At 67.1% G+C, this 14,024-nt stretch carries 11 protein-coding genes and 2 pseudogenes; 7 read left to right on the top strand and 6 right to left on the bottom strand.

Going from position 1 to position 14,024, the window contains the following annotated elements; all coding sequences use genetic code 11:
- Positions 1 to 14: 14 nt before the first annotated feature.
- Positions 15 to 899: a polyphosphate kinase 2 gene (gene ppk2, locus ACYU8W_RS10815; protein WP_239702291.1), complete on the top strand. Its 885-nt coding sequence runs from the start codon at positions 15 to 17 to the stop codon at positions 897 to 899.
- A 402-nt stretch (positions 900 to 1,301) separates the two neighbouring features.
- Positions 1,302 to 1,901 (top strand): annotated as a pseudogene (locus tag ACYU8W_RS10810) (MFS transporter); the annotation flags it as partial.
- Here the strand turns inward: ACYU8W_RS10810 and katG are convergent.
- Positions 1,810 to 3,809: pseudogene (gene katG, locus ACYU8W_RS10805) on the bottom strand (catalase/peroxidase HPI). The pseudogenes ACYU8W_RS10810 and katG sit on opposite strands and share 92 nt — an antisense overlap.
- Before the next feature lie 38 nt (positions 3,810 to 3,847).
- Between katG and ACYU8W_RS10800 the strand changes: the two are divergent.
- Positions 3,848 to 4,294, top strand: coding sequence for an SRPBCC family protein (locus ACYU8W_RS10800; RefSeq protein ID WP_499468995.1), 447 nt, complete (start codon positions 3,848 to 3,850; stop codon positions 4,292 to 4,294).
- Between the two features lie 3 nt (positions 4,295 to 4,297).
- On the opposite strand, the gene ACYU8W_RS10795 is transcribed toward ACYU8W_RS10800, so the two are convergent.
- The 4 genes from ACYU8W_RS10795 to ACYU8W_RS10780 all read right to left on the bottom strand — a co-directional run bounded on the left by ACYU8W_RS10795 (position 4,298) and on the right by ACYU8W_RS10780 (position 8,264).
- Positions 4,298 to 4,972: a DsbA family oxidoreductase gene (locus ACYU8W_RS10795; protein WP_499468993.1), complete on the bottom strand. Its 675-nt coding sequence runs from the start codon at positions 4,970 to 4,972 to the stop codon at positions 4,298 to 4,300.
- 114 nt (positions 4,973 to 5,086) lie between these two features.
- Entirely contained in the window at positions 5,087 to 5,956 is an 870-nt protein-coding gene (locus ACYU8W_RS10790) for a universal stress protein (protein ID WP_499468991.1), read from the bottom strand.
- Positions 5,957 to 6,008: 52 nt separating this feature from the next.
- Positions 6,009 to 7,082 (bottom strand): acyl-CoA dehydrogenase family protein, encoded by a 1,074-nt coding sequence (locus ACYU8W_RS10785; protein ID WP_499468989.1) that lies wholly within the window; start codon positions 7,080 to 7,082, stop codon positions 6,009 to 6,011.
- Positions 7,083 to 7,088: 6 nt separating this feature from the next.
- Positions 7,089 to 8,264 carry an acyl-CoA dehydrogenase family protein gene (locus tag ACYU8W_RS10780; protein WP_499468987.1) on the bottom strand — a complete coding sequence of 392 codons (1,176 nt, stop codon included), beginning with the start codon at positions 8,262 to 8,264 and terminating at the stop codon, positions 7,089 to 7,091.
- Between the two features lie 137 nt (positions 8,265 to 8,401).
- Between ACYU8W_RS10780 and ACYU8W_RS10775 the strand changes: the two genes are divergently transcribed.
- Complete coding sequence (locus tag ACYU8W_RS10775) at positions 8,402 to 10,084, top strand: formate--tetrahydrofolate ligase (protein ID WP_499468985.1); 1,683 nt, start codon at positions 8,402 to 8,404, stop codon at positions 10,082 to 10,084.
- Between the two features lie 91 nt (positions 10,085 to 10,175).
- Here ACYU8W_RS10775 and ACYU8W_RS10770 read toward each other — a convergent pair whose 3' ends face one another.
- Complete coding sequence (locus tag ACYU8W_RS10770; RefSeq protein WP_499468983.1) at positions 10,176 to 10,907, bottom strand: VIT1/CCC1 transporter family protein; 732 nt, start codon at positions 10,905 to 10,907, stop codon at positions 10,176 to 10,178.
- Between the two features lie 174 nt (positions 10,908 to 11,081).
- On the opposite strand from ACYU8W_RS10770, the gene ACYU8W_RS10765 reads away from it, so the two are divergent.
- The 3 genes from ACYU8W_RS10765 to ACYU8W_RS10755 are packed head-to-tail and all read left to right on the top strand — an operon-like array spanning position 11,082 to position 13,968.
- Positions 11,082 to 12,557, top strand: coding sequence for a DHA2 family efflux MFS transporter permease subunit (locus ACYU8W_RS10765; RefSeq protein ID WP_499468981.1), 1,476 nt, complete (start codon positions 11,082 to 11,084; stop codon positions 12,555 to 12,557).
- The gene (locus ACYU8W_RS10760) at positions 12,554 to 12,976 is read left to right on the top strand and encodes an NUDIX domain-containing protein (protein ID WP_499468979.1); all 423 of its coding nucleotides are present in this window, start codon (positions 12,554 to 12,556) and stop codon (positions 12,974 to 12,976) included. The genes ACYU8W_RS10765 and ACYU8W_RS10760 overlap by 4 nt, the downstream gene beginning before the upstream one ends.
- Before the next feature lie 41 nt (positions 12,977 to 13,017).
- Complete coding sequence (locus ACYU8W_RS10755; protein WP_499468977.1) at positions 13,018 to 13,968, top strand: L-lactate dehydrogenase; 951 nt, start codon at positions 13,018 to 13,020, stop codon at positions 13,966 to 13,968.
- The last annotated feature ends 56 nt before the right edge of the window (positions 13,969 to 14,024 follow it).

The raw sequence follows: 14,024 nt of genomic DNA, 5'->3' as shown, positions 1-14,024 counted from the left end.
TCATGGTGCAGCACATGAACCTTCGTGAGTACATCGACAAGCTGAAGATCGAGGGCTACTCGGTCGCCGGCGCGAGCGAGGAAGACCCGGTGCTGATCGCACCCGACGGCAAGGCTGTCGAGACCTGGCGCCAGGGCTACCCGTACGAAGAGCTTCTCGACCGGGACGTGTACGAGGAGGAGAAGTACAAGCTCCAGGTCGAACTGCTGAAGTTCCAGTACTGGACGCAGGACGTCGGCGCCAAGCATGTCATCGTCTTCGAAGGCCGCGACGCCGCCGGCAAGGGCGGCACGATCAAGCGCTTCGTCGAGCACCTCAACCCGCGTGCCGCCCGTGTGGTCGCGCTCAACAAGCCGTCCAACACCGAACAGGGCCAGTGGTACTTCCAGCGCTACGTCAACCACCTGCCGACCGCCGGTGAGATCGTGATGTTCGACCGCAGTTGGTACAACCGCGCGGGTGTCGAGCGCGTCATGGGCTTCTGCACCGACGAGGAGTACGACGTCTTCATGCGCCAGGCGCCCCGCTTCGAGCGGATGCTCGTCGAGAGCGGCACGACCGTCACCAAGCTGTGGTTCTCGGTGACCCAGGACGAGCAGCGCACCCGCTTCGCGCTGCGCCAGATCGACCCGGTGCGTCAGTGGAAGCTGTCGCCGATGGACCTGGAGAGCCTCGACCGGTGGGAGGCCTACACAAAGGCCAAGGAAGCCAACTTCGAGCTCACCGACAAGCGGTACGCGCCCTGGATCGTGGTGAAGAGCAACGACAAGAAGCGGGCTCGCATCAACGCGATGCGCGCCTTCCTGCACCAGTTCGACTACGAGGACAAGGACGAGTCCGTCGTCTTCGCGCCCGACCCGAAGATCGTGACTCGCGCGAAGCACACCGTCGGCGACTGATCGGCGGTCCCCGCCCTCCCGCGTTTCAGGTCACAGTTTCGTCGAGCCTGCGGCGGCCGGTCCGGCGCGGTCCAGAGTTCGGCGGGCACGCTCGGGAGACCCACGACCGGGCGCGTCCAACCTCAACTACGTCACGGGCGGCACGCTCGCCAATCAGGCGATCGTCGAAGTGGGCTCCGACGGCAAGATTGCCCTTTTTCACCGCAGCGTCGGCCCGTGTGCTCGTCGACGTGGCGGGTTTCTTTCCCGCCGGGGGCGCATACAACCCGACCACCCCGACCCGGATATGGGACACGCGAGGTGGCGGCAAGATGGACGCCGGTTACACAGCACATCTCTCCTCGCCGATCGGTGTGGTGCCGGAGAGGGGCGTTGCGGCCCTCGTCGTGAATCTGACCGTGGGTCTTCTCGATCGCGATCGTCTGCCTGGGTCTGTCCGCGGCGATCGGCGGAAGCTGGGTCGAGCGCAACGGTCCGCGACGGGCGATGCTGGTTTCCGCCGTCTTCTGGTTCACCGGCTTCCTGGTGGGCTCGCTCGGCATCGCGACCGGTCAGCTCTGGCTGCTCTACCTCGGGTACGGCATTCTCGGCGGCATCGGTCTGGGCATCGGCTACATCTCACCGGTCTCGACGCTGATCAAGTGGTTCCCCGACCGCCCGGGCCTGGCGACCGGAATGGCGATCATGGGCGGCGGCAGCTCGGCGATCACCGCAGCGGTCGCGGCCGGGTTCGTCGGCATGCTCAGCCTGGCCAACATGGGCGGGCGCTTCGTCTGGTCGGCACTGTCGGACTACATCGGACGCAAGCCGATCTACATGTTGTACCTGGGTGTCGGAGCGGTCATGTACCTGCTGCTCGCCTCGACCGGACACAATGCGACGTGGATGTTCGTCGTCTTCGCGCTGGTGATCATCTCCTTCTACGGCGCCGGCTTCGCGACCGTCCCCGCCTATCTGAAGGACCTCTTCGGCACGCTGGAAGTCGGCGCGATCCATGGCCGTCCGAGGCGTACACCTCGGCGACGGCGCGCAGCTCGGAGTTCGCACCGAAGACCAGGTCGGCGCGGCTACCGGTGAAGGTGGCACCGGAGGTGGCGTTCTTGCCGTTGTAGAGGTCGCCCTCGCCGCGCTCCCAGGAGGTCTCCAGGTCCAGCAGCGTGACTAGGAAGTCGTTGGTCAGCGCACCCTCGCGGTCGGTGAGCACGCCCACCTTGGAGCCTGCGGTGTTGGCGCCGATGCCACGCAGACCCGCGAGCAGAACCGTCATCTCACCCGGGGTGAGGGTGAGCAGGTTCGAGCGGTCGAGCAGCGCGTACTCCGCCGGCAGGTTGTTCTCGGACGCGATCTTCTCCAGCACCGGGATGACCTGCGACAGCTCTGCCGGGTCGTTGGCCTCCCAGCTGCGCTGCGGCTCCAGGCGGATACGGCCACCGTTGGCGCCGCCGCGCTTGTCGCTCGCTCGGAAGGAGGATGCAGCGGCCCAGGCGGTCTTGACCAGCTGCTGAACGGTCAGGCCGGAGCCCTCGATCGCCTGCTTGGCAGCGGCGATGTTCGCCTCGGTGGTGCCGAGCTCGTTGGCCGGAACCGGGTCCTGCCATAGCAGTTCCTCGCCCGGAACCTCCGGGCCGACGTAACGCTCACGCGGTCCCATGTCGCGGTGGGTCAGCTTGAACCACGCGCGGGCGAAGGCGTCCGCAAAGGCGTCCTGGTCGTCCTTGAACTTGCGCGAGATCTTGTCGTACTCGGGGTCGAACCGCAGCGCCAGGTCACTGGTGAGCATGCGCGGCTCACGACGCTTGGACGGGTCGTGAGCCATCGGCACCATGTCGTCGCCGCCACCGTTCTTCGGACGCCACTGCTGCGCACCGGCCGGGCTGTGGAACAGCTCCCAGTCGTAGGCGTACAGGATGTGGAAGAACTCGTTGTCCCAGCGGGTCGGGTGATAGGTCCAAGTGACCTCCAGACCGCTGGTGATCGTGTCGTCGCCGTGGCCGGTGCCGAAGCTGTTCTTCCAACCCAGGCCCTGGTTCTCCAGGCCGGCCGCCTCGGTGTCGGGGCCGAGGTGGTCGCCCACCTCGGCGGCGCCATGGGTCTTGCCGAAGGTGTGGCCACCGGCGATGAGCGCGACGGTCTCCTCGTCGTTCATCGCCATGCGACCGAAGGTGTCTCGGATGTCCTTGGCCGAGGCGACCGGGTCAGGGTTGCCTTCGGGCCCTCGGGGTTGACGTAGATCAGACCCATCTGGACGGCGGCCAGCGGGTTGTCGAGCTTGCGGTCACCCTTGTAACGCTCCGCTCCACCGTGGTCGCCACCGAGCCACTCGGTCTCCGGACCCCAGCACACGTCGTCGTCCGGCTCCCACGCGTCCAAGCGTCCGCCGGCGAAGCCGAAGGTCTTGAAGCCCATCTGCTCCAGCGCCACGTTGCCGGTGAGGACCATCAGGTCGGCCCAGGACAGCGACTTGCCGTACTTCTTCTTGATCGGCCACAGCAGGCGGCGGGCCTTGTCGAGGCTGACGTTGTCGGGCCAGCTGTTCAGGGGAGCGAAACGCTGCTGGCCGGTGCCAGCACCGCCACGGCCGTCCTGGACGCGGTAGGTGCCGGCGGCGTGCCAGGCCATGCGGATCATGAATGGGGCGTAGGTGCCGAAGTCGGCCGGCCACCAGTCCTTGGAGTCGGTCATCACGTGTGCGATGTCCTTCTTCACCTCGGCCAGGTCGAGGGTCTCGAACGCCTTGACGTAGTCGAACTCCTCGCCGAGCGGGTTACGAGCCGGGGAGTTCTTGGCGAGGATCTTGATGTTCAGGCGGTTCGGTCACCACCGCTTGTTGTGATCGGGGTCCGCTGCCGCGCTGTGGATCACCGGGCAGCGGGCCTCCTTGGCCTCGCCCTGGTCGTTGGTCTCCTCGATCGTCGTGGTCTCGATCGGGTCGGACACATCAGGCGTTTGTGATTCCTCACTTCGTCAGGGTTGTCTCGGCCACCCGCGACATCGACGCACCCGCGGACGTCATCTTCGAACTCATCGCCGATCCTGCCCGGCAGCCGGAGTGGGACGGAAACGACAACCTCTCGAAAGCCGCTGCAGGACAACGGGTCCGCCAGGTCGGTGATGTTTTCCGGATGACCACGACGAAGGGCAAGGAACGCGACAACCACGTCGTCGAGTTCGAGGAGGGTCGGCTGATCGCCTGGAAGCCCTCCGGTGTCGGCGAGCCGCAGGCGGGCCATCTGTGGCGCTGGGAACTCGAACCGATCGACACCGGCTCGACCCGGGTGACGCACACCTACGACTGGACCGGCCTCACCGACGAACAGCGCTTCGAACGGGCGCGCTGGACGACGTCCGAACGGTTGCTGGGTTCGATCGACCGACTGGCAGCTGCGGTCGGATAGACCTCAGCCGCAACAGCTTCCGCCGCAGCAGCCGCCGCCTTGGGGGGCGTCCTGGAGGGCAAGCGTGAGCGCCTTGGCGAAGGTGTCGACCGGCTGCGCGCCGCTGACGCCGAAGCGTCCGTCGACGACGAAGAACGGTACGCCGTTGATCCCGATGCCCTTGGCCTGATCGGTGTCCGAGCGCATCGCGGTGTCGTACTGCTCGGAGCCGAGAGCCTCACCGATCTCGTCCGCGGACAGCCCGTGCTCGGTGCCGATGCGGGTCAGCACGTCCTTGTCGGCGATGTCCTCGCCGTTCTCGAAGTGCGCAGCGAAGAGCGCGCGATTGACCTCGGTCGCAACGCCGCGCAACTGAGCCAGGTGCACCAGGTGGTGTGCCAGCCGGCTGTTCGCGACCTTGAGGTTGGCGTAATCGAACTGCAGACCGTCGGCAGCGGCGACGCCGGCGACCTGCTCGGTCATCGCCTCGATCTGGTCGCGGGGCATGCCCTTGGATTCGGTCAGGTAGTCGATTTCCGAACCCTCGAAGTGCTCGGGAAGGTTCGGGTCGAGCTGGTAGCTGTGCCAGATGACCCGGACGTCGTCGCGGCCCTCGAAATCGGCCAGCGCCTGGTGGAAACGTTCGGTGCCGATGAAGCACCACGGGCAGGCGAGATCGGACCAGATGTCGACGTTCATGCTCCTATCAAAGCCGGGGACCGCCTCCGCATTCCCGCCGGGGCCCGCGAGTGTCATGAGGGATGAGGCAGACACGCCTCATCCCTCATGACACTCGAACCGGACTCGTCGTGGTCAGCGCACGATCGCCACCGGGCACTTGGCGGAGTGCAGCACACCGTGGCTCACCGAGCCCAGCATCATGCCGCGGAACCCGCCGCGACCGCGCGTGCCGATGGCGAGCATCGAGGCGCCGACGCGGTCGGCCTCGGCGGCGAGAGCGGACGCCGGATCGCCCTCGATCACCTCGGCGGTGATGGAGAGGTCGGGGTGATCGGTGCGGAGCCGATCAGCAGTGCCGCGCAACTCGGCCTCGACCGCTTCGTGGATGCCTTCACCGGCGGTCATCAGCACCGCGCCGTCGACGTACGAGGCGGCTGCGATGGTCGCGGCAGGCTGCGACCACACGGCCACCAGGTGCAGCGGCGCGCCGCGTTCGGCGGCCACCTCGCAGGCCATCGCGAGGGCCCGCTGGGACGGCTTGGAGTCGTCCACCCCGACCACGATCGGGTGTTGCGGACCGACGGACGGTGCATCCGCGCGAACCACCACGACCGGGCACTTCGCGTGTGCCGCAACGGCATACGAGACCGAACCGAGCAGAGCCGATAGCACCGGACCGCGTCCGCGACTGCCGAGCACGATCACGCGCGCACCCTCAGCTGCCTCGACGAGGATCTCGGCCGGGTTGCCCAGCGAGTGGTGCGGTTCGACGTCGGACGCACCCAGCGCGGACGCTTTCTCCGCACCGATCTTCGCCATCTCGGCGGCGCCGTCCTCAATGACCTGGCGGTCGATCATCACCCCTGCGCCGGCGTCCGCGAACGTGGGCATTCCGGTGGCGGACACGACGCGCAGCTTGTCGCCGCTGCGTCGTGCCTCACTGGCCGCCCATTCGAGCGCGCGTTCGCAGTCCGGGGTGTCGTTGTAGCCGACGACGATCATGGCTGAACCTCCCACTCGTACCTACTATCCAGTGTAGTGAACGGAGTCGGGCTCACGCCAGGACGTCGACCATCTCGTGTTCGCGCACTCCGGCGGCCAGGCGGGCCAGGTGGTACCGGCTGTCGCCGAAGGTGTGCTCGATCTGCGTCAGTCGCGTGGTGTGGTGGCCGACCGAGTATTCCGCGGTCATGCCGATGCCACCGTGCAACTGGATCGCTTCCTGTCCCACGTGGCGACCGGTGCGCCCGGTGATCAGCTTCAGCCGCGACGCGGTCGCGCTGTCACCCGGGTGGTCGGTGATGGCCATCGATGCGAAATTGACTGTGCTGCGGGCCAGTTCGACGCTGACGTACATGTCGGCAGCACGCTGGGTCAGCGTCTGGAAAGCCGCCAGCGGCACGCCGAACTGCTTGCGCGTCTTGAGGTACTCCACGGTCGAGCGCAGCGCCGCACCCATGGCGCCGAGCGCTTCACCGCCGAGCGCGATGATGCCGACATTGAGGCCTTCGGCGAGCAGGTCGAGGTCGCCGAGGCGGATCGCCTCGGCGCTTTCGAACGAGACGCTCGCGCCGGACGCCTTCGGTTCCCTGACCAGGAAGACGCAGGTGCAGCCCTCGTCCGGGCACTGCGCCGTGATGACGACGGCGTCGGCCTCGGTCAGGTCGTTGTTGCCGAGCTTGTGGCCGGTGATCGTCCATCCGTCGTCGGACTTGGTCGCGGTCGCCTCCGGGTGTTCGGGGTCCCAGGCGCGGCCGGGCTCGGCCAGTGCCGTGAGGACGACCGAACTGCCGTCGACGATCGACTCGAGCAGGTCGTCGCCGCCCTCGCCACGGGCGACCACCACGGCAGCCGCCATGGCGTCGGCGTAGGGGAGTTCGAGGCGGGCAGCGCCCAGTTCGGCCGCGGCGATGGACACCTCGACCGGGCTCGCGCCCATGCCGCCGGCGTCCTCGGAGATGGGCAGACCCAGCAAGCCCATCTCGGCGATGGCCGTCCAGGCGTCCCGGTCGAGCGGCCGCGGACCGACCGGTACATCACCGGAAGTTTCCTGCGGCACAAGGCGATTCGCCATCTCGCGCACCGCGCTCTGCAGGGCCTTCTGTTCGTCGTCGTAGGTGAAGTCCATGGTTGTTCAGCCCTTCAGTCCGAGGATGCCGCCGGAGATGACGCTGCGCTGCACCTCGTTGGATCCGCCGTAGATGGATGCCTTGCGGAAGTTGAGATACATGGGCGTGGAGCGCGCGGCCCACTCCTCGATGTCGTCGGTCGGCGTCCAGTGCAGCGACGCCGGTCCGGCGATGTCGGTGATGAGTTCGAGGACCTCCTGCTGCAACTCGCTGCCGCGCAACTTCAGGATCGAGGACACCGGGTCCGGCTTGCCCTCCTTGCTGTTGCCCGCGACGCGCATGACGGTGACCTCGAGGGCCATCACCTCGGCCTCGAGCTCGGCGATCCGGGCCGCGAGAAGCGGGTCGTCCAGCATCGTGCCGGTCGCCGTCTTCGTCTGTGCCGCATAGGCTTTCGCGTCGGCGAGGTTGCGCTTGATCGAGCCCACGGGAGCGACACCGACACGCTCGTTGCCGAGCAGGAACTTCGCGTAGTCCCACCCCTTGTTCTCCTCGCCGACGAGCTGGTCAGCCGGCACGCGGACGTTCTCGAAGAACACCTCGTTGACCTCGTGGCCGCCGTCGATCAACTTGATGGGACGCAGGGTCACGCCGGGGGAGTTCATCTCGATGAGCAACATCGAGATGCCCATCTGCTTCTTCGGCGCGTTCGGGTCGGTGCGCACCAGGCAGAAGATCCAGTCGGCGAACTGCCCGAGCGTCGTCCAGGTCTTCTGACCGTTGACGATGTACTCGTCGCCCTCGCGGACGGCGGTGGTGCGCAACGAGGCCAGGTCGGAGCCGGCGTCCGGCTCGGAGAAGCCCTGGCACCACCAGATGTCGAGGTTCGCGGTGGGCGGCAGGAAGCGCTCCTTCTGCTCCTGCGAGCCGAAGGAGGCGATGACCGGGCCGATCATGTTGGCGTTGAACGCCAGCGGCGGCGGGACGTTGGCCGCCTGCATCTCGGTGCGCCAGATGTGCCGCTGCAGTTCGGTCCAGTCCTTGCCACCGAACTCGGTCGGCCAGTGCGGGACGGCCAGGCCGTGCTCGTTGAGCAACCGCTGGGCGCGACGCATGACGTCGGGGTCGACCTCGCCGTCCTTGGACAGGCCGGAGCGAAGCCCCTCGGGAACGGTCTCGGTGAAGAACCGGCGCATTTCCTGCTGGAAAGCCCGGTCCTCGTCGGTCAACTGGCGTTGCATCGTTCAGCCTCGATCCATCGGACGGCAGTGGTTGTTCCCACGGTAGACGTTCGATCCCGGCTTGGTAAGCGTTTGCTTAGTCGAGTTCGGTCCGGCATCCGCTGCGCCGCCGGAGCGGGTGCGGCAGAGTGTGATCCATGACGCAACCCAGTGATGTGGAGATTGCCGCCACCACCCCCATGCGGCCGATCGAAGACGTCGCCGAACGAGCCGGCATCCCGGCTCGGGCCATGTACAAGTACGGCGATCACAAAGCCAAGGTCGACGTGCGACACGTCGCCGCTTCGGAGCGCAGGCCCGGTTCGAAGCTGGTGCTGGTGACCGCGACCAGTCCGACCCCGGCGGGCGAGGGCAAGACGACGACCAGCGTCGGTCTCACCGACGCGCTCAACCAGCTGGGCGAGAACGCGATCGTCTGCCTGCGCGAGCCCTCGCTCGGTCCGGTGTTCGGGATGAAGGGCGGCGCGGCCGGTGGTGGTTACGCGCAGCTGAACCCGATGGCCGACATCAACCTGCACTTCACCGGTGACTTCGCCGCGATCGCAGCGGCTCACAACCTCTTGGCTGCGATGCTCGACAACCACCTGCACCACGGCAACGAGCTCGGCATCGACCAGCGGCGCATTCTGCTCAAGCGGGTGCTCGATGTGAACGATCGGGCGTTGCGCGACATCGTCATCGGACTCGGCGGCGTCATCAACGGCATCCCGCGCGAGTCGGGGTTCGACATCGTCGTGGCCTCGGAGATCATGGCGATCTTCTGTCTGGCCACTTCCCTGGAGGACCTGCGCGAACGGATCGGACGCATCGTTGTGGCCCGCACGCGTGACAACGAGCCGGTGACCGCGGCTGACCTGAAGGCCGACGGCGCGATGACAGCCCTGCTCAAGGACGCGTTGTCGCCCAACCTCGTCCAGACCCTCGAGGGCAACCCGGCGTTCGTGCACGGCGGTCCCTTCGCGAACATCGCGCATGGTTGCAACTCGGTCATGGCGACGAATGCCGGTCTCGCACACGCGGACTGGGTCGTGACTGAAGCAGGCTTCGGTGCCGACCTCGGCGCAGAGAAGTTCGTCGACCTCAAGTGCCGCATGACCGGGCTGCGTCCGGACGTCGTCGTGATCGTCGCGACGATCCGTTCGATGAAGTACCACGGCGGCGTTGCAACGGCCGATCTGACGACCGAGAACCTGCAGGCGTTGGACGACGGTCTGCTGAACCTCTACCGCCACTTGGAGAACATCCAGAACGTCTTCGGTCTGCCGGTCGTCGTGGGCATCAACCGTTTCCCGTCCGACACCGACGCCGAGATCGATCTGCTGCGCAAGCGCATGGCCGACCGCGGGGTGTCGGTGCAACTCGCGACCCACTTCGCCGACGGTGGCGAAGGTGCACTCGACCTGGCGCGCGCCGTCCGACTCGCCGTGGCCGAGAGCCCGTCACCCGACCTGCAGTTCACCTACGGCGACGAGGCATCCTTGGAGGAGAAGCTGCACGCCGTTGCGACGCGCGTGTACCGCGCGGGTTCGGTCGACATCCCGGCCGCGGTCCGCAGGCAGATCGCCGCACTCGAGGCGGAGGGGTACGGCGACCTGCCGGTCTGCGTCGCCAAGACCCAGATGTCCTTCTCGACCGATCCGGCATTGCGCGGAGCGCCCACGGGACACACCCTCGAGGTGCGCGAGGTCCGTCTCGCCGCCGGCGCAGGCTTCGTCGTCTTCGTCTGTGGCACCATCATGACGATGCCCGGATTGCCGAAAACTCCTGGTGCAGAACGTATCTCGGTCGATGCGGAGAGTCAGGTCACCGGTCTGTTCTGAGACTCGCCGAGTGGCCGGGCTGTGAACCGGTGGCCGGGACATAACCCGGCCACCCGACCGTAGCCCGGCCACTCGGTGAGTCAGACGTGTGTCAGACTCCGGTGCCGACCAGGCTGCCGATGCCGAAGGTCACGGCCATCGCGATCGATCCGCCGAGGACGTTGCGAAGGACGGCGGCGCGCACGTTCGCCTCGCTGAGACGGGCGCTGACGGCGCCGGTGGTCATCAGACCGATGGCGACCGCGAGGAAGGTCACCGGCACGTTGATGCTGCTCGGCAGCAGGATGACCAGCACCGGCAGCAGCGCCCCGAGAGTGAACGCGCCCATCGAGGCCCAGGCGGCGTGCCAGGGGTTGGTGTATTCGTCGGGATCGATCCCGAGTTCGACCTCGGCGTGCGCGGCGAGCGCGTCGTTGGCGGTGAGCTTCACCGCGACCTGTTCCGCGAGCTCGCGATCCAGACCCTTGCTCTGGTAGATCTGCGTGAGCTCCTCGAGTTCCTCCTCGGGGATCTCCTCCAGCTCGCGAATCTCTTTGGCGATCAACGCTTTCTCGCCGTCGCGCTGAGTGCTGACCGAGACGTACTCGCCGGCCGCCATGGAGAGCGCTCCCGCGACCAGTCCGGCGCTGCCCGCGACCAACAAGGACTGACGGTCGTTGGTCGCACCGGCGACACCGATGACCAGCCCCGCAACGCTGATGATGCCGTCGTTGGCGCCCAGCACTGCGGCGCGCAACCAATTGAGCCGGCTGGCCGTGCTCTCGGTGTGCGGTTCGTCGGGGTGCGGGACGACGACGTCCGCCTTCGTGGCGTCGGTGCTCATGTCGTTCCTCCCGCGCGTCGTCTGTCTGTGCTCGCAAGTGTGCACGGAACCGTGCACGGAACCGTGCACGGAACTGTGCACGGAGCGCTCCCTCCAACTGTGCTCGGGCGAAGCGGCGGTGTCCACGAAGGGAAGGCTCATCTGACCAGCCGACAGCAGGCCTATCGTTGCCGCATGGCTACCGATGATCTGAAGGATTCCTGGCGCGCACTGTTCGCGCTGTTGTTCGGGTTCTTCATGATCCTGGTCGACTCCACGATCGTCTCGGTCGCGACGCCGGCGCTGATCGAGGGACTGGACGCCGACATCACCGGGGTGGTGTGGGTGACCAGCGCCTACCTGCTCGCGTACGCGACGCCGCTGCTGATCACCGGACGCCTCGGCGACCGCTTCGGTCCCAAGCGGGTGTACCTCGTCGGGCTCACCGTGTTCACGCTCGCGTCCTTGTGGTGCGGCCTGACGTCGTCCATCGGCGGGCTCATCACCGCGCGCGTCGTGCAGGGCGTCGGCGCAGCCCTGTTGTCGCCGCAGACGATGACGATCATCACGCGTATCTTCCCGGCCGAACGGCGTGGCGCCGCGATGGGTGCGTGGGGCGCGACCGCGGGAGTCGCGACGCTCGTGGGTCCCATCCTCGGCGGCGTGCTGATCGACGAGCTCAGCTGGGAATGGATCTTCATCATCAATGTGCCGATCGGGGTGCTCGCGTTCGTGCTGGCCTGGCGCCTGGTGCCCGACCTGTCGGTGCAGTCGCATCGCTTCGACCTGCTTGGTGTGGGGCTGTCGGCGGTCGGGATGTTCCTGGTGGTGTTCGGTATTCAGGAGGGACAGCGTTACGACTGGGGCACCATCACGGGGTTCATCTCGGTGCCACTGCTGATCATCGGGGGACTGCTCGTCCTGGCTGCCTTCGTGTACTGGCAGCGGGTGAACCGATCCGAGCCGTTGGTGCCGCTGGTCCTGTTCAGCAACCGCAACTACTCCCTCGCCAACGTGGCGATCGCGACCGTCGGACTGGCGATCACCGCGATGGCGTTCCCGATCATGCTCTGGGCGCAGGTGGTGCGCGGCTGGACGCCGACCCAGGCGGCGCTGCTGCTCGCACCGATGGCCCTGCTCACCGCCGCGCTCGCACCCTTCGTCGGACGCCTGGTCGACCGGATGCATCCGCGGATCCTCGCCGGGTTCGGGCTCTCCTGCTTCGTTGTGGCGCTGGTGTGGCTCGGGTATCTGCTCGACCGAGACACGCCGTTGTGGCTCGTGCTGATGCCGATCCTGCTGCTGGGCGTCGCCAACGGCTTCATGTGGTCACCGCTGTCGGTGACCGCAACGCGCACCCTGCCGCCGCAGCGAGCCGGCGCCGGTTCGGGTGTCTACAACACCACCCGCCAGGTCGGCGCGGTGCTCGGCAGTGCCGCGATCGCCTCGTTGATGGAGGCTCGACTGGCCGACCGGCTCGGCGCGGGGGCGGGGTTGACCTCACCGGAACCGGGCGCCGCCGGAGGATCGATCGGTCACATCCCGCACGTCGCCCACGAGTTCTCCCGCGCGATGGGTGAATCGCTGTACCTGCCGGCGGCCGTCGTCCTCATCGGCGTCGTCGCCGTGTTGTTCTTCACTGATCCGCACGGTGTGAAGGCGGACGCGTGAACCGGCACGTCGTCGGGGCTGCGATCGTCGACGATCTGGCTGCACCGACGCTTCTGCTCGCCGCCCGCAGGTCAGCCCCCGCAGCCCTTGCCGGCGGCTGGGAGTTCCCCGGTGGCAAGGTCGACGAGGGTGAGAGCCACGAGGTGGCTATGCGCCGAGAACTATTGGAGGAGTTGGGAGTTCACGTCCATCTCGGCGACGACGTGCCCGGTCCGCAGGACGGCGGTTGGCCGCTCGGTGAGAACTATCTGATGTTCGTCTTCCTGGCTGTCATCACCTCGGGCGTACCCGCGCCGCTGGAGGATCACGACGAGTTGCGCTGGCTGCCGCTCGATGACCTGTTCGACGTGGGCTGGTTGCGCGACGATCTGCCGATCGTTCACCTGCTGCATTCGCGTTGGTCACGGGCGGGCTCGTAGGCTCGGCCCCGTCAGCGCATCCGTCTGCAGGGGAGAGCCCGATGAAGTACGTCGAGAACAAGGTCGTCCTGATCGGTGCCGGCGCGGTCGGCATCGCCTACGCGTACGCGTTGGTCAACCAGGGCATCGCCGACGAACTGGTGCTGCTCGACACCGACGAGAACCGCACCCGTGGCGAGGTCACCGATCTCAACCACTGCGAGGCGTGGGCGCCGAGTCCGATCACCGTCACCCACGGCGGCTACGAGGAGTGCAGGGACGCCGCCATCGTCGTGCTGTGTGCCGGTGCTGCTCAGAAGGCCGGCCAGACCCGGCTCGACATGGTGGGCACCAACGTCCGCATCACCCAGGACATCGTCAGCAAGGTCATGGCGTCCGGGTTCGACGGCATCTTCCTGGTGGCTACGAACCCGGTCGACATCCTCACCTACGCCACCTGGCGGCACAGCGGTCTGCCGTCGGCACAGGTGCTCGGATCGGGCACCAGCCTCGACACGGCGCGACTGCGGTACAACCTGGCGCAGTACTTCGAGGTGGCCACCACCAACGTCCACGCGATGATCATCGGCGAACACGGCGACTCCGAGCTGCCGGTGTGGAGCGCCGCGTCGATCGCGGGCCGCTCCCTCGCCAAGCGGATCGCCGCGAACCCGCAGATCGAGGCCGACATCGAGGACATCTACGTTCGGACGCGGGACGCCGCCTACGACATCATCGCCGCCAAGGGGTCGACCAGTTATGGCATCGGCATGGCGCTGGCCCGCATCACCCGGGCGATCCTGTCGAACCAGAAGGTGACGCTGCCGGTGTCCGCGTTGCTCGAAGGGCAGTACGGCCAGGAGGGCATCTACATCGGGGTGCCGGCCAGCATCGGCCGCCGCGGGGTGCGCGAGGTGGTCGAACTCGACCTGGACGAGCAGGAGACGCAGCGCTTCACCGCCAGCGCAGACACGCTACGGACGGTGATGCGCGAGTTCTGGCCCGAAGCCTGAACCGAAAACGCGTGAGACGTGGTCGCCTTGCACCAGGACGACCACGTCGCACGCGT

It is taken from the genome of Yimella radicis, assembly GCF_054778255.1.
This window is presented reverse-complemented; position numbering and strand designations above follow the sequence as displayed.